The 19,654-nt window shown below is 66.9% G+C and carries 15 protein-coding genes; 7 read left to right on the top strand and 8 right to left on the bottom strand.

What is annotated here, in order from left to right:
* Positions 1-129: 129 nt before the first annotated feature.
* The gene (map, locus tag WHH00_RS11030; RefSeq protein WP_406632744.1) at positions 130-1,008 is read right to left on the bottom strand and encodes a type I methionyl aminopeptidase; all 879 of its coding nucleotides are present in this window, start codon (positions 1,006-1,008) and stop codon (positions 130-132) included.
* Between the two features lie 121 nt (positions 1,009-1,129).
* On the opposite strand from map, the gene WHH00_RS11025 reads away from it, so the two are divergent.
* Positions 1,130-1,294, top strand: a complete 165-nt coding sequence (locus tag WHH00_RS11025; protein ID WP_188732230.1) for an SPOR domain-containing protein — start codon at positions 1,130-1,132, stop codon at positions 1,292-1,294.
* Between the two features lie 56 nt (positions 1,295-1,350).
* Here the strand turns inward: WHH00_RS11025 and panB are convergent, their stop codons facing one another.
* Positions 1,351-2,253: a 3-methyl-2-oxobutanoate hydroxymethyltransferase gene (gene panB, locus WHH00_RS11020; RefSeq protein ID WP_406632742.1), complete on the bottom strand. Its 903-nt coding sequence runs from the start codon at positions 2,251-2,253 to the stop codon at positions 1,351-1,353.
* A 274-nt stretch (positions 2,254-2,527) separates the two neighbouring features.
* Between panB and glnA (WHH00_RS11015) the strand changes: the two genes are divergently transcribed.
* The 3 genes from glnA (WHH00_RS11015) to WHH00_RS11005 are packed head-to-tail and all read left to right on the top strand — an operon-like array spanning position 2,528 to position 7,435.
* Positions 2,528-3,868 (top strand): type I glutamate--ammonia ligase, encoded by a 1,341-nt coding sequence (gene glnA, locus WHH00_RS11015; protein WP_066280551.1) that lies wholly within the window; start codon positions 2,528-2,530, stop codon positions 3,866-3,868.
* Between the two features lie 9 nt (positions 3,869-3,877).
* Complete coding sequence (locus tag WHH00_RS11010; protein ID WP_406632740.1) at positions 3,878-6,889, top strand: bifunctional [glutamine synthetase] adenylyltransferase/[glutamine synthetase]-adenylyl-L-tyrosine phosphorylase; 3,012 nt, start codon at positions 3,878-3,880, stop codon at positions 6,887-6,889.
* 21 nt (positions 6,890-6,910) lie between these two features.
* Positions 6,911-7,435 (top strand): GNAT family N-acetyltransferase, encoded by a 525-nt coding sequence (locus WHH00_RS11005; protein ID WP_406638570.1) that lies wholly within the window; start codon positions 6,911-6,913, stop codon positions 7,433-7,435.
* A 242-nt stretch (positions 7,436-7,677) separates the two neighbouring features.
* Here WHH00_RS11005 and glnA (WHH00_RS11000) read toward each other — a convergent pair whose 3' ends face one another.
* Entirely contained in the window at positions 7,678-9,102 is a 1,425-nt protein-coding gene (gene glnA, locus WHH00_RS11000) for a type I glutamate--ammonia ligase (protein WP_174177032.1), read from the bottom strand.
* A 300-nt stretch (positions 9,103-9,402) separates the two neighbouring features.
* Here glnA (WHH00_RS11000) and WHH00_RS10995 point away from each other — a divergent pair, with 300 nt between their 5' ends.
* A complete protein-coding gene (locus WHH00_RS10995) occupies positions 9,403-9,840 on the top strand; it encodes an RDD family protein (protein WP_188813216.1) in 438 nt (145 codons plus the stop codon).
* A gap of 33 nt (positions 9,841-9,873) precedes the next feature.
* Here the strand turns inward: WHH00_RS10995 and WHH00_RS10990 are convergent, their stop codons facing one another.
* From WHH00_RS10990 to lipB, 4 genes are all read right to left on the bottom strand, one after another.
* On the bottom strand, positions 9,874-10,233 hold the full coding sequence (locus WHH00_RS10990) for a DUF3817 domain-containing protein (protein WP_406632737.1): 360 nt from the start codon (positions 10,231-10,233) through the stop codon (positions 9,874-9,876).
* 82 nt (positions 10,234-10,315) lie between these two features.
* Complete coding sequence (locus WHH00_RS10985) at positions 10,316-11,068, bottom strand: DUF4191 domain-containing protein (protein ID WP_188813212.1); 753 nt, start codon at positions 11,066-11,068, stop codon at positions 10,316-10,318.
* A gap of 97 nt (positions 11,069-11,165) precedes the next feature.
* The gene (gene lipA / locus WHH00_RS10980) at positions 11,166-12,173 is read right to left on the bottom strand and encodes a lipoyl synthase (RefSeq protein WP_400516826.1); all 1,008 of its coding nucleotides are present in this window, start codon (positions 12,171-12,173) and stop codon (positions 11,166-11,168) included.
* Positions 12,170-12,838: a lipoyl(octanoyl) transferase LipB gene (gene lipB, locus WHH00_RS10975; protein ID WP_406632734.1), complete on the bottom strand. Its 669-nt coding sequence runs from the start codon at positions 12,836-12,838 to the stop codon at positions 12,170-12,172. Before lipB ends, lipA begins: the two co-directional genes overlap by 4 nt.
* 161 nt (positions 12,839-12,999) lie before the next feature.
* Here lipB and WHH00_RS10970 point away from each other — a divergent pair, with 161 nt between their 5' ends.
* Positions 13,000-14,961 carry a protein kinase domain-containing protein gene (locus WHH00_RS10970; protein WP_406632732.1) on the top strand — a complete coding sequence of 654 codons (1,962 nt, stop codon included), beginning with the start codon at positions 13,000-13,002 and terminating at the stop codon, positions 14,959-14,961.
* Between the two features lie 163 nt (positions 14,962-15,124).
* Here the strand turns inward: WHH00_RS10970 and WHH00_RS10965 are convergent, their stop codons facing one another.
* Positions 15,125-16,018, bottom strand: a complete 894-nt coding sequence (locus tag WHH00_RS10965; protein ID WP_406632730.1) for a TIGR01777 family oxidoreductase — start codon at positions 16,016-16,018, stop codon at positions 15,125-15,127.
* Between the two features lie 73 nt (positions 16,019-16,091).
* Between WHH00_RS10965 and WHH00_RS10960 the strand changes: the two genes are divergently transcribed.
* Complete coding sequence (locus WHH00_RS10960; protein ID WP_406632728.1) at positions 16,092-19,649, top strand: S41 family peptidase; 3,558 nt, start codon at positions 16,092-16,094, stop codon at positions 19,647-19,649.
* The last annotated feature ends 5 nt before the right edge of the window (positions 19,650-19,654 follow it).

Raw genomic sequence — 19,654 nt, 5'->3', positions numbered from 1 at the left:
TTTCCGTTCGTGGCAGGGGCGGGCAGGGTTGCGGCGGCCGGTGGCCGGCCGGGAAAAGATGTCCGGTCGGGAACCGGGAAGGGGTAGGGCCTTGGTGCGTGCGTCGGGGTGGTGCCTGGTTGGGCCGGGCTAGGGCAGCGTGAGGATTTCCGCGCCGGAGTCCGTGACCAGCAGCGTGTGCTCGAACTGGGCAGTGCGCTTCCGGTCCTTGGTGACCACGGTCCAGTCATCGGACCACATGTCCCATTCCACGGTGCCGAGGGTGAGCATCGGTTCAATCGTGAAGACCATGCCGGCCTCGATCACGGTGTTGTAGGCAGGTGCCGCATCGTAGTGCGGAATTATGAGCCCGGTGTGGAAGGCTTCGCCCACGCCGTGCCCGGTGAAATCACGGACAACACCATAGCCGAAGCGCTTGGCATAGGACTGGATTGCCCTGCCGATGACGTTGATTTCCCGCCCGGGAGCCACAGCCTTGATGGCACGGTTCAGTGACTCCTGCGTGCGTTCCACCAGCAGCCGGGATTCCTCGTCCACGTCACCCACCAGGAAGGTGTAGTTGGTGTCCCCGTGGACTCCGTTGATGAAGGCGGTGATGTCGATGTTGAGGATATCCCCGTCCTGGACCACTGTGCTGTCCGGGATGCCATGGCAAATGACCTCGTTCAGGGATGAGCACAGCGACTTCGGAAAGCCCCGGTAGCCGAGGGTGGACGGGTAGGCGCGGTGGTCAAGGAGGAACTCGTGGCCCACCTTGTCCAGCTGGTCGGTGGTGACGCCGGGCTGGATATGCTTCCCCACCTCCACGATGGCCTGCGCTGCGATCTTCGCCGCGATCCGGATCTTCTCGATCGTTTCGGGGGTTTTGACCTCCGATCCGGTGAATTTCGCCGGTGCGGGCCTGCCGACGTACTCCGGCCGGGGGATGGACGCCGGGACGGGACGCTGCGGACCTATGGTTCCCGGGGTGAGGGTGCCGATGGGTGCAGTCGAGGCAAGGGAAGGCATAGATTGATCATATAAGGCACTGCAGAACGCCTAACAACCGGAAGCCGCGCGCGGCCCGCGTAAGAGTTTAAGTTACGCGGATCACGCCGCAGGTTTCCCGCCGCCGGAACGAGGAGCACCGATGACTGAGTATTGGTACAACGTTAATACGCATGAGATCGAAGAGGACCGGCTGTCCGACTGGAGCCAGCTGATCGGGCCGTATAAAACGCGGGAGGAGGCCGAACACGCGCTGGAAAAGGTGCGGGCACGCAACGAGGCCTGGGAGAAGGACGACGACGACTGAGCGTTGCGCGGCCGTGCGGGCCGGGTGCCGGCCCGGCTGCCCCGTGGGAACCGCTGCTAGAAAGAGTGTTCCGGCCCGGGGAACTGCCCTGACCTGACGTCGTTGCCATAGTGGGTGGCGGCGTCCAGGAGGGTGCTGCGCAGGTCTGCGTACTGCTTGACGAACTTGGCCATCCGCCCGCCCCGCATCCCGGCCATGTCCTGCCAGACCAGCACTTGTCCGGTTGTTTCCTTGCCGGCGCCGATGCCCACCGTAGGGACGGGGACAGCCGCATCCACTGCGGCTGCGGTCTCTGCAGGAACCATTTCCATCAGCACGCAGAACGCCCCGGCCCCGGCGAGGGCCACCGCGTCATCGATAAGCCGCTGTGCGTCGTCGCCGCGGCCCTGGACACGGTAGCCGCCGAGGGCGTGCTCGCTCTGCGGGGTGAAACCGATGTGGGCCATGACGGGGATGCCGGCCTGGACCATGGCCTTGACCGTGGGGGCATAGTAGGCGCCGCCCTCGATCTTGACAGCGTGGGCCAGGCCTTCCTTGAGGAACCGGACGCCGGCGCCGACTGCCTGCTCCGGGGACACCTCGTAGCTGCCGAACGGCAGGTCGGCCACGATGAGCGCCCGCTTGGCGCTGCGGGCCACGGCACGGCACAGGGGCAGCAGCTCGTCCACCGTGACCGGAAGGCTGGTCTCGTTGCCGAAGACGTTGTTCGAGGCCGAATCACCGACGAGGAGGACCTCAATTCCGGCTTCATCGAAAATTTCGGCTGTGTACTGCTCGTAGGCAGTCAGCATGGCGAACTTCGTCCCGTCCCTCTTGGCCTGCTGCAGGTGGTGGATGCGCACCTTGGCCGGCTTCCGCTGCGGCGCAGCAGCAGACGCAGCTGCCTGGGCCGGCCCGCTGCCGTAGGGGGCGGGGACGTCGGCGGACATGCTGGAATCGGAGCTGTTGCTTGAGGCCATGGCATGAGCGTAGTGCGGGAGCCGCTGTCCTAGCTACCGCCGGCCGAAGGCTCCATTGGTGATAAGGGTCATACGGGCCTCCCCCCAGGCGGGTCCGGACGGCGCGGACACCGGTTCCGCAGCTGAAATCCGGCGGCGGGGCGTTAACGCTGTGTTACGCGCGGCGCAGGCTTCAGCATCGGCGCCGAATGCTTAGTACAGTGTTGGTGAACTGCTGCCGGCTTCCCTTTACTGCGGGCCCGGAGCATGGACGTTGACCGGAGAAGAGGCCATCATGGACCGCCAGCAAGAGTTTGTCCTGCGCACAATCGAAGAGCGCGACGTACGTTTCGTGCGCCTGTGGTTCACCGACGTCGTGGGTTCGCTCAAGTCCGTGGCACTTGCCCCCGCCGAGGTTGAGGGTGCCTTCGAGGAGGGACTGGGCTTCGACGGCTCCGCCATTGAGGGCCTGGCCCGGGTGTTCGAGTCCGACATGCTGGCCCAGCCCGATCCCTCCACCTTCCAGATCCTGCCCTGGCGCGGGGAGACGGAACAGACCTCCCGCATGTTCTGCGACATCCTCACCCCGGACGGTGAACCGTCCGCCGCGGACCCCCGCAACGTCCTGAAGCGGACCCTGGCCAAGGCTGCCGACATGGGGTTCACCTGCTACACCCACCCCGAAATCGAGTTCTACCTCCTCAAGTCGCAGGAACCCGGGCCGGACGGCGCGCCGGTGCCTGTGGACGAAGGCGGCTACTTCGACCATGTCCCCGGCGGCGTGGCCCAGGACTTCCGCCGGACAGCGGTCACCATGCTCGAATCCGTAGGCATCTCCGTGGAATTCAGCCACCACGAAGCCGGCCCCGGCCAGAACGAAATCGACCTTCGCTACGCCGACGCCCTGCAGACCGCGGACAACATCATGACCTTCCGCACGGTCATCAAGGAAGTTGCGCTGCAGCAGGGCACCTACGCCACCTTCATGCCCAAGCCGTTCACCGCCCACCCGGGCTCCGGCATGCATACGCACTTCTCGCTGTTCGAGGGCGACACGAACGCCTTCTACGAGGCCGGGGCCGAGTTCCAGCTCTCAAAGACCGCGCGCCAGTTCATCGCCGGCATCCTCAAGCACGCGCCCGAGTTCACCGCAGTGACCAACCAGTTCGTCAACTCCTACAAGCGGCTCTGGGGCGGCGGAGAGGCTCCCAGCTACCTGAGCTGGGGCCACAACAACCGCTCCGCCCTGGTTCGGGTTCCGCTGTACAAGCCGGGCAAGGGCCAGTCCGCGCGCATCGAGTACCGCGGCATCGACTCCGCGGCGAACCCCTACCTGGCCTACGCCGTCCTGCTTGGAGCGGGCCTGAAAGGCATCGAGGAAGGCTACGACCTCCCGGCCGCGGCCGAGGACGATGTGTGGTCGCTGAGCTCGGCCGAACGCCGCGCCATGGGCCACGATCCGCTGCCGGCCAGCCTCCACGACGCCATCCGGACCATGGAAGATTCAGAGCTCATGCCGCAGATCCTGGGCGAGCAGGTGTTTGAGCACTTCCTGCGCAACAAGCGCGCCGAGTGGCAGGACTACCGCCTGCAGGTGACGCCCTACGAGCTGCAGCGCAACCTCGGCATCCTCTAGGCTGCGGGCGTGAGCCTGGCTCGCCGCCTCATCGCGGCTGGATTCAGCGACCTCGAAAAGGGGGAGCGGTTCCTTGCTGCGCCGGAACTGGAAGGGCTGGACCAGGACAGGCTGTTCGCCGGCCTGCAGATGGCAGCCAGCCCGGACACAGCGCTGCAGTCCCTGGTCCGCCTGATCGAAAAGCATCCGGACCTCCGGGACCTGGCCGCGGCCGACCCCGACACCAGCGAACCGATGTACCGGGTACTGGGGGCGTCCGAAGCCCTGGGGGAGTTCCTGATCCGGCATCCGGAACACCTGGAGGCCTTCCACGTCCGCGCCAGCCCGGAGCCGCTGCAGGCCGATGCCGCCGCCCTGCGCGGGGTCCTCCTGCAGTCCGTGGGCGCCGATCCCCGTGCCGCCCGGCCGGTGGCGGCCGCCACCGGAAATGAGGCCTATGCGGCGCTTCGCACGGCGTACCGCAGGGGCGTGGTGGATCTCGCTGTCAAGGACCTGTGTGCGGCCGATCCCCTGGACTTCCTCCCCTCGGTGGGCGCGGAGCTGGCAGACCTTGCCGGGGCAGCCATCGAGGCGGCCCTCGCGGTCTCGCGTGCCGAGGCGGGTGAGCAGTACGGCACCGGGGACGTAGCCGACGTCGGCCTGGCCGTGATCGGGATGGGCAAGTGCGGCGCCCGCGAACTGAACTACATCTCTGATGTGGACGTCATTTACGTGGTGGATCCCGGCGCCCTGGATGATGCGAAAGCGAACACCATAGGGACCGCCCTGGCGAGTGGAATTTCCCGCGCCATCTCCTCCGTGGCGCGTGAGCCGGGGCTGTGGGAGGTGGACGCGAACCTCCGCCCGGAAGGAAAGTCCGGGCCACTGGTCCGGACCCTTGCCTCGCACCAGACGTACTATGCCCGCTGGGCTGAGAGCTGGGAGTTCCAGGCGCTGCTCAAGGCGCGGACCATTGCCGGCGACGCCGATCTTGGCCGCCGCTACGAGGAAGCCGTGGCGCCGTTGATCTGGAGTTCGGCTAGCCGGGATGGATTCGTGGAATCGGTGCAGGCCATGCGCCGCCGGGTGACCGAACACATTCCGGCTGCGGAGGAGCAGCGGCAGATCAAGCTTGGCCGCGGCGGGCTCCGTGATGTGGAGTTCACCGTCCAGCTGCTCCAGCTGGTCCACGGGAAAGCAGACGAAACGCTGCGGCGGCGGGACACCACCTCCGCCATTGCAGCACTGTCCGCGGGCGGCTATATCGGCCGCTCCGACGCCGCTGCCTTCGATAACGCCTACCGGTACCTGCGCCTGCTCGAACACCGCATCCAGCTCTTCCAGCTTCGCAGGACCCACCTGATGCCCGTTGCCGAGCCGGCGCTCAGGTCGCTGGCGAAGGCCGTGCTGGGCCCCTTCTCCAACGAGCGGCCCCACCCGGACGCGCTGCTCTCCACCTGGCAGAAAACAAAGCGCTCCGTCCGGGAGCTGCACGAGCGCATTTTCTACCGGCCGCTGCTCAACACGGCTGCCAAACTCAGCAGTGAAGACGCCAAGCTGACCCCGGAAGCGGCAGAGGGCCGGCTGGCTGCCCTCGGTTACCGGGACCCGAAGGGCGCCATGCGCCATATCGAGGCCCTGACCGCGGGGGTCAGCCGGCGAGCAGCCCTGCAGCGGCAGCTGCTGCCCATCCTGCTCGACTGGCTGGCAGAAGGCGTGGACGCGGACGCCGGGCTCCTCGCGTTCCGGCGCGTCAGCGAGGCCCTGGGAACCACGCACTGGTACCTGGGGATGCTCCGGGACTCAAATGCGGCCGCGGAGCGGCTGTGCCACATGCTCTCCAACTCACGGCTGATCGCGGATCTGCTGGAGGTTTCGCCTGAGTCGGTGGCCTGGCTGGGCCAGGACAAGGACCTGGCGCCCGTGGGGTTCGATGCCCAATGGCAGGAAATCACCTCCAAGATGTCGCGGCACGCTGATCCGGAAAGCGCCATGCGCCTCATCCGCCTGATCCGGCGCCGGGAGATCCTCCGGATCGCCATCGCCGATTCAGCGGGCCTGCTGGACCAGGACCAGGTGGGGAGGGCCCTGGCGGACACGGACAGGGCCGCGGTGCTGGGCGCCCTGCGCGTGGCTGAGGGTATCGTCTCCGCCAACGGGCCGCTGAAAACAACCGTGCTGGTGGTTGCCATGGGGCGCCAGGGCGGCCGCGAGATCGGCTACGGTTCGGACGCGGATGTTATGTACGTGCACAGGGCCCTGCCCGGTTTCACTCCCGAGGAAGCGCAGGAGCAGGCAGCCCGGATCGTCAACAAGGTGTCCACCCTGCTGACCCAGCCCTTGAAGCCGGCCATCATGGCTGAGCGGGTGCTCCAGATGGATGCGGACCTGCGGCCGGAGGGGAAAAACGGTGCCATGGTCCGTTCCCTCGACTCCTTTGCCGAATACTACCGGCGCTGGTCACTGATCTGGGAAGCCCAGGCGCTGCTCAGGGCCAGGCCCATGGCCGGAAACGACGACCTCGCCAAGGACTTCCTGGAACTCATCGACCCCATCAGGTATCCGGAATCGGTGGCTGAGACCGACGTACGGGAGATCAGGCGGATCAAGGCACGCGTGGAGTCTGAACGCCTGCCCCGCGGAGCCGACCCCGCGCGCCACCTCAAGCTCGGCCGCGGCGGACTCAGCGACGTCGAATGGCTCGTCCAGCTCCTGCAGCTCCAGCACGCCGGCAGCCACCCGGAGCTGCGCACCACGTCCACCCTGGAAGCACTGGACGCCGCCGCCCGGCTCGGCCTGCTCACACAGGATGACGCCGGCCTGCTGGGTACCGCCTGGCGCCTTGCGAGCCGGATCCGGTCTGCGAACGTTATCTGGAGCGGCAAGGCCTCGGACCTTCTGCCCTCGTCCCGGCGCGACCTGGAAGCCGTTGCCCGCTGGTGCGGATATGAACCCGGACAGGCAGCGGCGCTGGAGGAGGACTACCTTAGGGTCAGCCGCCGGGCCCGGGCGGTCTTCGAGCGGGTCTTCTACGGCCAGTAGCCCATGGCCAATAACAGCGGCATGGACCGGAGCGTCTGGCTGATTTCACTCCAGGACCTCGACGACGACGCCCGCGCCATCCACCTCGAGGCAGTGGCGGGACTCGAAACAGGGCCCGGGCAGGACAGGTTTGTTGGCGATCCGCTCCGCATGGCCCTCGCCGGGCTGGCTGAGGAATCACGCCGGCCCTATGTGATCGAGTCCGCCGGCCTGGCCGTGGGGGTACTCACCTTGCAGGCCGGGGCGGCACGCCTGGCAGGCTGGCCGGACGACCACTCCGCGTGGCTCCTCAGGGGCTTCCTGATCGACAGGCGTGAACAGGGGAGGGGGCTCGGTCCGCTCGCGGCGGCCGCCGCTGTGTCCGCCGCGGAAAAACTTACGGCCAGGCACCATACGGGGGAGGCCGGCGTCGTTCTTTCCGTCAATGAAGCAAACGCTGCTGGCCTGTCCGCCTACCACCGTGCCGGGTTCGTGGACCGGGGCCGGTACACCGGCGGGCAGGCAGGTCCCCAGCGGATCATGTTCCGCAGTTTTAGACCACAATGACATAACGGGCGGCGGGCCGCATTGCGCTGAGAAAGCGATTGCCCGATCATGTGGAATGGCGGTGTTCTTCAACCTTGTTGGGGGGAGGGCTGAAACTGGTCTTCGTCCCGGGGGGCATTCGTCAGGGGGTCCGGCTCCCGGTCTCAGCACGTCTGGAGCCGGGCTCCCACCTTCGGGCCGCACGCAAAAGGCGGCCACCGGATAACCGGTGGCCGCCTTTGGTGTCTCAGGAGACTGTGATGCTAGACGCCGTAGTAGAGCTCGAACTCGTAGGGGTTCGGGCGCAGGGACAGCGGGCGGATCTCGTTCTCGTACTTGTACTCGATCCAGGTGTCGATCAGGTCCTGGGTGAACACGCCGCCGGCCTGCAGGAACTCGTTGTCCTCGCGCAGGGCCTCCAGCGCTTCCTCGAGCGTGCCCGGAGCCTTCGGGATGTCCTTGGCCTCTTCTGCGGGGAGCTCGTAGAGGTCCTTGTCGATCGGGGCCGGGGGCTCAATGCGGTTGCGGATGCCGTCGATGCCGGCCATCAGCTGGGCAGCGAACGCCAGGTACGGGTTGGAGGAGGGGTCCGGAGCGCGGAACTCGATGCGCTTGGCCTTGGGGTTGGAGCCCGTGATCGGGATGCGGATACCTGCGGAGCGGTTGCCCTGCGAGTAGACCATGTTGACCGGAGCTTCGAAGCCCTTGACCAGGCGGCGGTAGGAGTTCACCGTCGGGTTGGTGAAGGCCAGGACGGCGGAGGCGTGCTTGAGCAGGCCGCCGATGTACCAGCGGGCGGTGTCGGACAGGCCGGCGTAGCCCTTCTCGTCGTAGAACAGCGGCTCGCCGCCGTTCCACAGCGACTGGTGGCAGTGCATGCCGGAGCCGTTGTCACCGAAGACCGGCTTGGGCATGAACGTGACCGACTTGCCCCAGGCGTCTGCGGTGTTCTTGATGACGTACTTGAACTTCTGCAGGTCATCGGCAGCGTGGGTCAGGGTGGTGAACTTGTAGTTGATCTCAGCCTGGCCGGCGGATCCAACTTCGTGGTGGCTGCGCTCGACCTCGAGGCCGGCCTCATCCAGGGCGACACACATGGCGTCGCGCAGGTCAGCCTGCTTGTCGGTGGGGGAAACCGGGAAGTAGCCGCCCTTGACGGGGGTCTTGTAGCCGAGGTTTCCGCCTTCTTCCTCGCGGCCCGTGTTCCAGTGGGCTTCTTCGGAGTCGATCTTGTAGAAGCTGCCCTGCGGGGAGGACTGGTACTGCACGTTGTCGAACACGAAGAACTCAGCTTCGGGGGCGAAGAATGCGGTATCGGCAATGCCCGTGGAGGCCAGGTAGGCTTCGGCCTTCTCGGCAACGCCTCGGGGGTCGCGGTGGTAGGGATCGCCCGTACGAGGGTTGACGATGGAGAAGTTCAGCGCCAGCGTCTTCTCCATGCGGAAGGTGTCCAGGAACGCAGTGGTGACGTCCGGGATCAGCTGCATGTCAGACTCTGCAATGCCCTGGAAGCCGCGAATGGAAGACCCGTCGAAGAGCTGGCCGTTGACGAAGAAGTCTGCGTCAACGCTCTTGGCCGGCACGTTGAAGTGCTGCTGGACGCCCGGGAGGTCGGTGAAGCGGATATCGACGAATTTAATATCTTCGTCCTTGATGAACTTGAGGACTTCGTCCGCAGTCTTGAACATCTATGCTCCTAACGCATATGTAAATATCTGGCTGGCAAGCCAGCTGATCCAGCGCAATCCGACGGGCAGGGAAACGCAGTTTCCCTGCTGTGAGTACCTGCTGTGTAAACCTGCCCCGTACTGCCTGGCGGCGGATTGCTTGAAACTGGTAACAGCCTATGGACGCGGCATTTCCCGTCCGTGTCCGCATTGTTTCGGGCAGGTTACATAATGCCCTGATATGGCAACGCTATCTTCCGTCCACTCTGTGGTCTAACCCCATCCACAGTGTGGTCGGCGGGAAGTCGCTAAGCTTGGACCGTGGTAGATCGCAAAGACATCGGCTCCTGGCTCTCCGGCCCCGACACTTCGGGCATCTCGAAATATCCGGGGGAGCGGCTGGGACTGCCGGAGTCGGGGCCGGGCTCCATTGCGCGGGCCGGCCGCAGGATCGCTGCCATCATGATCGACTGGGGCATCGCGCTCCTGATCAGCAACTTCGCTTTCGGGGGCGATCCCTGGGCAACCCTGGCGATCTTCGCCGTCGAGCAGACCCTCCTGATCGGAACCCTTGGCTACAGCATCGGACACCGTGCCATGGGCATCCACGTGGTGAGGGCCGGCGGCGGCCCGGCGGGCCCGCTGGCCGCGCTGGTGAGGTCCCTGCTGCTCTGCCTCGTCATCCCTGCGGTCATCTTCGACCCCGATCACCGGGGCCTCCACGACAAGGCTATGGACACGCTGCTGGTGCGGCGCTAAGACCTGCAGCCCCGGAGCCGTGCCGGGGCGGCGCTAGACGGAGCTGGGTTCCCGAACTTCCCCGGCGCCACGCGTTACCGGGGTGGCATCCAGGTAGTTCCGCTTGTCCGCCCAGCGCTCGAACAGGATGGTGGCGAACGGGAAGACGGCGGAGACTCCTGCGAACAGCGCCACGACGAATGGCCAGCGCTGCAGCCTCCAGAGGGCCAGGGCGGCGATGCCATAGCCCACGAACAGTGCGCCGTGGATGGGGCCTGCAACCTGTACGCCTAGCTCGGTGGTGCCGGCGATCCATTTGAAGTACATGCCGATGAGGAGCGCTGCCCAGCTGAAGGCTTCGGCGACTGCCAGGATCCGGAATGCGCGGATCACCGCTGTTTTCTTGAAGGTCATAATGATGTCCTCTCCTGCCGTGAGGGCCGCAAAGAAACGCCCCGGCTGCCGGCCGGAGCCGGAACCGGGGCAGGTTCAAAATCTAGCGTCCGCGGTTGGGACGCGCCTTGTAGGGGTCGATGCCCTTGGGGATCGGGAGGCGGTTTCCCAGTGAGGCGATGCGCTTGGACACCGCGTTCACCTCAAGCTTGGTCAGTTCCTTCTTGAGCTTGCCCATCTTCTTGGCCACCTCGCTGATGGGCACCTGGCCCTCGCCCCGGCCGCTTTCGATGACGTGCACCGTGACGTTCGGCAGGATGCGCGCAAGGCGTTTGCGTTCCGCGTCCAGCAGCGGCTTCACGCGGTGCGTGGGGCCTTCGCTGACCAGGACGACGCCGGGACGGCCGATGGCGCGGAACACAGCGTCCTGCGTCCGCGGGTTGACGGCAACAGGCTGTTCCTCGGTGATCCAGCCGCGGCGGAGCGTTCCCAGTGCGGCGCCGGAGGCGCCGGGCTGGTTCTCGATCTGCGCGAAGGCGGCGCGTTCTGCCCTGCGGGACAGGATGAACGTGGCGCCGAGCAGGCCCAGGGGTATGCCGATGATCAGGCCGGTGATCCAGTTATCCAGCCAGAAGCCCACTAGGAAGCTGACGGCCACGACGCCAAGGAAAACCAGCAGCATGAGCCACGGGACCATGGGGTCATGACGGCGGGTCATGGTGAAGACTTCGCGGATCTGCTTGAGCCGGCTGGGCTTCTTGGCCTTCGCTTCTTTCGGCTTGCGGGAGAAGAGGCCACGCTTGACTGCGCTGGAGCCAGACGGAGTGGAGTTGCTGGAATCAGGGGATTTCGCCATAGTGCCTTAATTCTACGTGACCAAAGCCGAAGGGCCGGCACCGGATTATTCAGGTGCCGGCCCTTTGGGGACGGTGTGTTTTGTTGTGAACTGCAGATCAGTGGTGTGCTGCGATGAGGGAGCTGGCTTCTTGGCGGGTGCTGCCGGAGGACTCGATGTGGGCGAGTTCGGCGGGGATTTCCCAGCCTTTCTTCCGCATCGCGGTGGCCCAGAGCCGGCCGGCGCGGTAGGAGGAACGGACCAGCGGCCCGGACATCACGCCGAGGAAGCCGATCTCGGTGGCCTCATCCTGGAGGTCCACGAATTCCTGCGGCTTGACCCACCGGTCCACCGGCAGGTGCCGCTCGGACGGGCGCAGGTACTGGGTGATGGTGATCAGGTCGCAGCCGGCCTCGTGCAGGTCCCGCAGGGCCTCGGAGATCTCCTCGCGGGTCTCGCCCATGCCCAGGATCAGGTTGGACTTGGTCACCATGCCCAGGTTCCGGCCCTGCGTGATCACGTCCAGGGACCGCTCGTACCGGAACGCCGGGCGGATCCGCTTGAAGATCCGCGGCACGGTCTCGACGTTGTGCGCGAACACCTCGGGCTTGGAATCGCAGATCGCGGCGATGTGCTCGGGTTTGCCGGAGAAATCCGGGATCAGCAGTTCCACGCCGGTGCCGGGGTTCAGCTCGTGGATCTTCCGGACCGTCTCGGCGTACAGCCACACACCCTCATCAGCGAGGTCGTCGCGGGCCACCCCGGTGACCGTGGCGTAGCGCAGCTGCATCGCCTGCACCGAGCGGGCCACCTTGGTGGGCTCGAACCTGTCCACCGGGGACGGCTTGCCGGTATCGATCTGGCAGAAATCACACCTACGGGTACACTCCGAGCCGCCGATCAGGAACGTGGCTTCCTTGTCCTCCCAGCACTCGAAAATGTTGGGGCAACCGGCCTCCTCACACACCGTGTGCAGGCCCTCTTTCTTGACCAGGTTCTTGAGCTGGACAAACTCCGGGCCCATCTGGACCTTCGCCTTGATCCACTCCGGCTTACGCTCCACCGGGACAGCAGAATTACGCTGTTCAACGCGCAAAAGCTTCCGGCCTTCAGGTGCCAATGTCACAGTAGAGCTCCTTCGGGGGTAGCGACCAGGGCGTCTTCATTCTTGCGCAGTTCTTCGGTAATACGGTCCACCAGGTCGGCCGGGGCAACGTCATGGCCGGTTTCCTGGGCAATGGTTGTAACTCCGGCGTCAGTAATGCCGCAGGCGATGATCTGGGAATACGGGGCGAGGTCGTTGTTGCAGTTGATGGCGAACCCGTGCATGGTCACGCCCTCGTGCACCCGGATGCCGATGGCGGCAATCTTCCGGTCGGGGCCTTTGCTGTCCGCAGTGATCCACACTCCGGCCCTGCCCTTGATCCGGACCGCGGAGATCCCGTAATCGGCCAGCACCGTGATGATTACGGCTTCCAGGCGTTCCACGTAGTCGCGGATCCCCGCCCGGTTCTTAAGCTTGATGATGGGGTATCCCACCAGTTGGCCGGGGCCGTGCCACGTCAGTTTTCCGCCGCGGTCCACGGGGACAACCGGGGTACCGTCGAACGGCCTTTCATGATCCTCGGTCCTTTTGCCGGCCGTGTAGACGGCTGCATGTTCCAGGAGGAGGACAGTGCTGGGGGCCACCCCCGCGACCACCTTGTCGTGGAGTTCGCCCTGGATCTGCCAACCCTGGGTGTAGTCGACAAAATCGGGAGCAAGACCCAGCTGTGAAAACTCAAGAGTCATGGCATCCAGCTTAGACGCCGTGGCGTCCCTTGCCCGGTTTAGTGCTTAAGCTCACCCACCTTCCAGGGGTACGTCACATGCGGGCAAGGGCATGCGGCATGCCAGCGCGCAGCCTGTGGATAACTTCTGCACGGGGAAGTGGATTCGAGTAGACATGTCCTATGGAAATTTCGGAGGTGCCAGAGGTTCCCGGCTTCGCCGTGGGACGGCTCCTGGGCCGCGGAGGAAGCGCGACGGTCTGGCTGGCCAGGGAAAACCGGACCGGACGGGACTTTGCCGTCAAGTGCTTCCACCCGGGCCAGGACGGGCCAGCCGGCAGTGACGCGGTCACGGAGGACGCCGTCCGGCGCGAGATCCGCATCCTGTCGGTGCTGGACCACCAGCACCTGGTCAAGGCACACGACGCCGTCCGGCTTCCAGCGATGCCGGACGGCGGAACCGCCCTGGTGATGGACTACGCGCCCGGCGGGTCACTGGCCGCACTGGTGGCCAGCCGCGGGAAACTGAGTGTTGGCGAAACGGTGACGGTGCTGACACCCATTGCCCAGGCCCTTGGGTATCTGCACAGCAAGGGGTTTACCCATTCGGACGTCTCGCCGGGAAATGTCCTGTTCACCGGCCAGGGAAAACCCCTGCTGTCCGACGTCGGCATCGCGCGCATGCTGGGTGACCCGGGCTCTGCTGCCGCATCAGGAACACCGGGCTTCGTGGACCCGTCCCCCGTGGACGCTGTGCGTGGCCTGCAGCCCGAAAGGGATGTCTATTCGACGGCGGCGCTCGGCTGGTTCTGCCTGACGGGCCAGGCTCCGCCCAGGACCTCTGCCCGGCCGCCGCTGCCCCTCCTGGTCCCGGACGTTCCGCGGGAGCTGGCGGCTGCCCTGGAGGCAGGCCTGAAGGAGGACCGGAGGGGCCGGCCCACGGCCGCCGCGCTGGCTACGGCCATCTACCGCAGCGCGTCGCCCCGGCCGCTGGACCTCGCGGCCTCTGTCCATCCCACCGTGATTCCGGAGCTGTTGACCCGCCGGCAGGTTTCGGCAACGTCCCGGCCGCGGGCGGCTGCGGAGAAGTGCAGGGCAGCGGGCAGGTGGATCGCCACGGCCAAATGGTCCGGCCCGCCGTTTTCCGGGCTGCGCATGCCATTTCCGCAACCCGTCAAGGACCGCCGGCCTTCCGTCGGGAAACATGCCGGCAGAGCACAACCCGGCACAGCACGAACCGGGGGAGCACAGCCCGGCACAGCACAAACCGGCACGGCACTCTCCGGTGCAGTTCAACCAAGCACCGCTCGACCCGGCACAACACAACGGGGCACGGCACTGTCCGGCGCAGTTCAACCGGGCGCAGTTCAACCGGGCGCAGTTCAACCAAGCACGGCTCAACCCCTCACGCCCCTATCCGGTAGGGCCCGATCCGGCAGGGAACGGCGCCGCCCGCCTTTGCAGCTGCGCGTACCGCGGCTGCGGGGCGTCCTTGCCTCGGCGGCCTTGGTGGGGGCAGCCGCGGCGTGGTGGGTTGCAGGAGCAGCGGGACTGCCGGCCGTTCCTGCTTCTCCGACGGAGTCCGGCATCACGCCCGAGTCCGTCATCGCGCAGGAATCCGACCGGGAACGGGGGATCGGCACTGCAGCAGCGGGAGCCCCGGCGACTGAACCAGCGCAGGCTGTCTCCGGCGGTGGAGCTGAAGGGGAAAGCGCCGGCGGTGACAGCCGCACGGCGGTTGCCAGGCATCAGGCGAGGGCGTCGGACCCCAGCCAGGCCGTCCAAGGACTCGCTTCCCTCCGGGACCTGGCCTTCAGCACCGGAGACCTCGGGCTGCTGGACGAGGTGAACGCAGAAGGTTCGCCGGCAGCGGCCGCCGATGCGCGGACAGCCGAGCGGCTTCGCAGCTCCGGGCACGTCCTCGCCGGTTATTCCAGCACCCTTGCAGACCTCCGCACGGAGGACGGTGCTACGGCCGAGCGCGCCCTGGTACGGGTGCGCTCCAGTTCCTCCTCATATGAGGAAAAGGATGCTGCGGGCTCCGTCGTCGCGGCGGGCCCTGCCGGCACCAGCCGCCAGCTCCGGCTGGTGCTCGTGGCAGTGGACGGTACATGGAGGATCAGCGAGATCCTTCCGGGAGACTGAGCCTCGCGGGCCCGGTTTTCCCTGGTCCGTTTTGTAATGCCCTGGTCCGCTTCACCTTTATCGCTTCCGCCCGCCGTGCCGCTGGGCGTGTACCGCGTCCGCCTGCACAAAGCACTTCCCGCTGAACGAACGCCGCGAAGCCTCCGCCCTGATTCGGGCCCCGTTAATCCTTGCCGGCAACCCACTGGGCGGCCTGTGCCACCGTGGGATGCTGCCACACGAACCCGGCTTCCAGGAGCACCGCGGGTTCCATGCGCTGGCTGGACAGCAGGAGTTCTTCGGCCAGATCGCGCATCAGCAGCCGCAGCACAGGGGCGGGGACCCGCAAAGCGGCGGGCCGGTGCAGTGCACGGGCAATTTCCCCCACCAGGGTGTCCACGTCAGCCTGTTCGGGGGCCGACAGGTTAACCGGCCCGCTGACCCGGGACTCCAACAGGAAAAGGAACGCCGCTGAGACATCCGGCAGCGTGACCCACGGCCAGTACTGCCGGCCGTTCCCCAGCGGCCCGCCCACGCCCAGCCGGATCAGGGGAAGCAGCTTGCCAAGGGCTCCGCCCGACCGGCTCAGGACAACACCCGTCCGCGTGGTCACCACCCGCACCCCTGCCGGGGCCGAGCGGGCCGCTTCCTCCCACTCCACGCAGATCCGGGACAAGGTCCCTGCGCCCGGCGGCGCCGATTCCCGAAGAACCGTGTTGCCGGCGTCGCCATAGTAGTTCGACCCGGACTGGCTGATGAAGGCCGCGGGCGGGGAATCCAACTGGCGCATCGCGTGCGTAAGTGTCCGCGTTGAACCAATCCGTGAGCTGAAGAGCTCCTCCACCCGTTTGCGGGTCCAGGGCCGGTCCCCGATGCCGGCGCCGGACAGGTTTACCACGGCGTCCGCCCCGGCCAGCGCCTGCGGATCCAGTTCACCGGCCGCGGGATCCCACCTGACCTCGGACGCGGAGGCCGGGTTCCCCCTGACCAGGGACACGACGTCGTGTCCGGCCTTCGTGAAGGTTTCTGACATGGAAGTGCCGATGAGCCCGGAGGCGCCGGCCATGACGATGCGCATGGTCCATCTCACCACGCCGCAGCGCCGGCGGCACCTCCCGACAGGCCGCAGGACGGTTGACTATGATCAAACGATGACCTTTTCGAGCTACTTCCGTTTCCCGCATCTGCACGGCGATCTGGTCACCTTCGTGGCCGAGGACGACGTGTGGATTGCGCCCCTGGGCGGCGGCCGCGCCTGGCGCGTCTCGGCGCTCCAGTTACCCGCCCGCAACCCCCGCTTCACCCCTGACGGGAAGAGGCTGGTGTGGTCCGTGGTCCAGGGAACGGCGCCGGAAGTGGTATCGGCAGAGGTCGACGGCGGCGGGTACCGGCAGCTGACCTTCTTCGGCCACAGCACAACGCGGGTCAAGGGTTTCACCGCCGGCGGTTCAGTGGTGGTCACCAGCGCGTTCCGCCAGGCCGAAAGCAGGCACACCCACGCCTACAGCGTCCCGCTGGAGGGCGGCTGGGCCGAGGAACTCCCGTTCGGGCCGGTTGAGTCAGTGGCCTTTGGCCCGGAGGTGGGCGACGAACGGCCTGTGGTGGTGGGCAGCGTGCTGTCCCGCGAACCCGCCTGGTGGAAACGGTACCGCGGCGGCACTGCCGGGAAGCTGTGGATCGACGCAGACGGCAACGGGGAGTTTGAGCGCCTTGTGCCGGAGCTTGACGGCAACCTCGCTGATCCCATGTGGGTGGACGGACGCATTGCGTTCCTTTCGGACCACGAGGGCTACGGCAACCTGTATTCGGTCCTTCCCGGCGGGAAGGACCTGCGCCGGCACACGGACCACGAGGACTTCTACGTCCGGCATGCCGCCACCGACGGCAAACGTGTCATTTTCGAATCCGCCGGCGAGCTGTGGGTACTGCACGATCTCGGCTCCGACGCCGTTCGGCTGGACATCACCCTTGGCTCGGCGTCCCAGTCCAGGCGTCCTGCACTGCTCAAGACCGCCAAGCACCTTGGTGCGGCGGTGCCGGACACCACGGGCTCCGCCAGTGCAATCGAATCCCACGGAACCATCCATTGGCTCCGCCACAAGGACGGGCCGTCCCGGATCATCGAGGCGACGCCGGGCGTCCGTGCCCGCCTGCCGCGGCCCCTTGGCGACGGCCGGATTGCCTACCTTGCCGACCACGGCAATGTGGAGGCGTTGTACATCAAGGACATCGCCGCTCCTGTGCCGCATGCCGGGATTGGCGGTGCGGACGCGGGGCAGGATGCCGTGGCAGCCCGCAGCACGGATGACGTCCCCGCGCCCGTGGCCGCGGGACGGGAAGAAGCTGTGATCCTGCCGCAGCCGGTTCCGGCAGCCGGTGCTGCAGCGCTGGCCGGGAACAACGCGCTGGCCGGGCTTAACGCGCAGGCCGGAAACACAGGGCAGGCCGGGAATGCGGTTCCTGCCCACGCCTCTGATGAGCAGGCCGACGTCGCCCCCGGGGCCGGTACCTCCGCTGCGGAGGCGCAGGCGCTTCCGGTTGAGACCCGCATCGAGTTTCCCCGCCCCTCGCGGGCCAGCGCCCTGGAGGCCAGTCCTGACGGAAACCGGCTCGCCCTCGGCACGTCCTTCGGCGAGGTTTACGTGGCGGATACCCGCACCGGGGAACTGACGCTGGTCTCCAGCATCGGCGAGGGCACAGTTGCCGACCTCTCGTGGTCGCCGGACTCGCAGTGGCTCGTTTGGTCAGAGCCGGTCACGTCCTTCGGTTCCCGCAGCAGGCTGCGTCTGGCCAACGTGGCTACGCCGGGATCCGCCCCGGTGGATGTCACGGACGGCCGCTTCGGAGACAAGTCCCCGGTCTTTACCCCGGACGGGAAGTTCCTGGCGTTCCTGTCGAACCGCAGCTTCGACCCTGTGTACGACGGGCACTCCTTCGACCTCTCCTTCCCCACCCCCATCAAGCCGTACCTCGTGGCACTCTCTGCTGACACGCCGTCGCCCTTTGGCCCCGCGGTGGACTCCGATGCGGGGGAAGCGGCAGGGGGAGACGGGGCTGGGCCCGACGCCGAACCGGCAGTACCAGAGGTCCGGGTGGAGGCCGAGGGCCTGGCGCACCGGGTCATCACCGTTCCCGTGCCGCAGGGGAACTACACCTCCCTCAAAGCCACTGAGGGAGCGCTGCTCTGGCTCGACTGGGCCCTCGCGGGGGTCACCGGCGACGGCAAGGCCAGCCAGGACGACAAGGACGCCCGCCCCAGCCTGGTCCGGTTCGACCTTGCACGGCGCAAGCAGACCACCCTGGTGGATGCACTGGACAGCTACCGGCTGTCGGGGGACCGCAGCAAGGTGGTGCTGGTCTCTGACAAACAGGTCACGGTGGTGCCCGCCGACGCCAAAGCAGATGAGGATTCCGGGAAGCTGGTCAAGGTGGACCTGGGCCGGATCCGGGTCATGATGGACCCGCTCAGCGTATGGGGCCAGGCGTTCGACGAGGCCTGGCGGCTGCAGCGCGACTTCTTCTGGACCGAGGACATGGCCGGACAGGACTGGGAATCCATCCATAGCCGGTACCGTCCCCTGGTGGGGCGTCTCGGCTCGCACGATGACCTGGTGGACCTCCTGTGGGAACTGCATGGCGAACTGGGAACCTCGCACGCCTACGTCCGGCCGGCCCTTGTCACCGAGAACGGCAGCCACGGCCAGGGCCGGCTGGGTGCGGACCTGGCCTACACATCCGGTGGATGGGAAATCACCCGCATCCTTGCCGGCGAGTCCTCCGACCCGCTGGCCACCTCGCCCCTGACACGGCCCGGCGTCGGCGGGAAGGCAGGGGACATCCTGCTCGCCATCGACGGCGTACCGCTGTCCGAAAGCGTCACGCCCGCCATGCAGCTGGTGGGAGCCGCAGGCCGCGCCGTGGAGCTGACCCTCCTGAACGGTTCCGCGCACGGTGCCGCGGCAGGCACCCAGCGCCGCGTCGCCGTCGTGCCCGTCAAGGACGAGGAGCGCCTGCGGTACCAGGAATGGGTGGCCTCGAACAGGCGCACCGTCCGCGAAGCGTCAGCGGGCAAATTCGGTTACCTGCACATCCCGGACATGATGGCGAACGGCTGGGCACAGCTTCACCGTGACCTTGACACCGAGACCGCGCTGGACGGACTGATCGTCGATGTCCGGCGCAACCGCGGCGGGCACACCTCGCAGCTGGTGGCAGAGCTCATCGGACGCAAGGTCACGGGGTGGAGCATGCCGCGCGGGGAAAAGCCGCGAACGTACCCCCACCACGCACCGCGCGGACCGGTGATCATCCTGGCCGATGAGTTTGCCGGCTCCGACGGGGACATCATCACGCAGGTGTCCAAGCTCAGGGGGATCGGCCCGGTCATCGGGACGCGCACCTGGGGCGGTGTCGTGGGCATCGACAACCGCTACGCCCTCGCTGACGGCACCGGAGTGACGCAGCCGCGGTACGCCACCTGGTTCGGCGGCGGGGTGGGCTGGAGCGTGGAGAACTACGGCGTTGACCCGGACATCGAGGTCACGTTCCCGCCCCATGCCTACGCGGCGGGCCGGGACCCCCAGCTGGAGTACGGCATTGGTGCGCTGAAGGAAATGATCCAGGAACTGCCCACCGACCGTCCGCCGGCCCGCGAAGGGTACCGCCGGCTGCGTCCCGCCCCGCTGCCCGCACGCCGCCAGGGCCAGTAGTCCAG

The sequence above is a fragment of the Pseudarthrobacter quantipunctorum genome, from assembly GCF_045291495.1.
GTDB lineage: Bacteria > Actinomycetota > Actinomycetes > Actinomycetales > Micrococcaceae > Arthrobacter > Arthrobacter quantipunctorum.
This window is presented reverse-complemented; position numbering and strand designations above follow the sequence as displayed.

Excerpts from the sequence above, each read along its gene's own strand:
- map (WP_406632744.1), bottom strand. The coding sequence starts at position 1,008 with ATGCCTTCCCTTGCCTCGACTGCACCCATCGGCACCCTCACCCCGGGA.
- WHH00_RS11025 (WP_188732230.1), top strand. The coding sequence starts at position 1,130 with ATGACTGAGTATTGGTACAACGTTAATACGCATGAGATCGAAGAGGAC.
- panB (WP_406632742.1), bottom strand. The coding sequence starts at position 2,253 with ATGGCCTCAAGCAACAGCTCCGATTCCAGCATGTCCGCCGACGTCCCC.
- glnA (WP_066280551.1), top strand. The coding sequence starts at position 2,528 with ATGGACCGCCAGCAAGAGTTTGTCCTGCGCACAATCGAAGAGCGCGAC.
- WHH00_RS11005 (WP_406638570.1), top strand. The coding sequence starts at position 6,911 with ATGGACCGGAGCGTCTGGCTGATTTCACTCCAGGACCTCGACGACGAC.
- glnA (WP_174177032.1), bottom strand. The coding sequence starts at position 9,102 with ATGTTCAAGACTGCGGACGAAGTCCTCAAGTTCATCAAGGACGAAGAT.
- WHH00_RS10990 (WP_406632737.1), bottom strand. The coding sequence starts at position 10,233 with ATGACCTTCAAGAAAACAGCGGTGATCCGCGCATTCCGGATCCTGGCA.
- WHH00_RS10985 (WP_188813212.1), bottom strand. The coding sequence starts at position 11,068 with ATGGCGAAATCCCCTGATTCCAGCAACTCCACTCCGTCTGGCTCCAGC.
- lipB (WP_406632734.1), bottom strand. The coding sequence starts at position 12,838 with ATGACTCTTGAGTTTTCACAGCTGGGTCTTGCTCCCGATTTTGTCGAC.
- WHH00_RS10970 (WP_406632732.1), top strand. The coding sequence starts at position 13,000 with ATGGAAATTTCGGAGGTGCCAGAGGTTCCCGGCTTCGCCGTGGGACGG.
- WHH00_RS10965 (WP_406632730.1), bottom strand. The coding sequence starts at position 16,018 with ATGCGCATCGTCATGGCCGGCGCCTCCGGGCTCATCGGCACTTCCATG.
- WHH00_RS10960 (WP_406632728.1), top strand. The coding sequence starts at position 16,092 with ATGACCTTTTCGAGCTACTTCCGTTTCCCGCATCTGCACGGCGATCTG.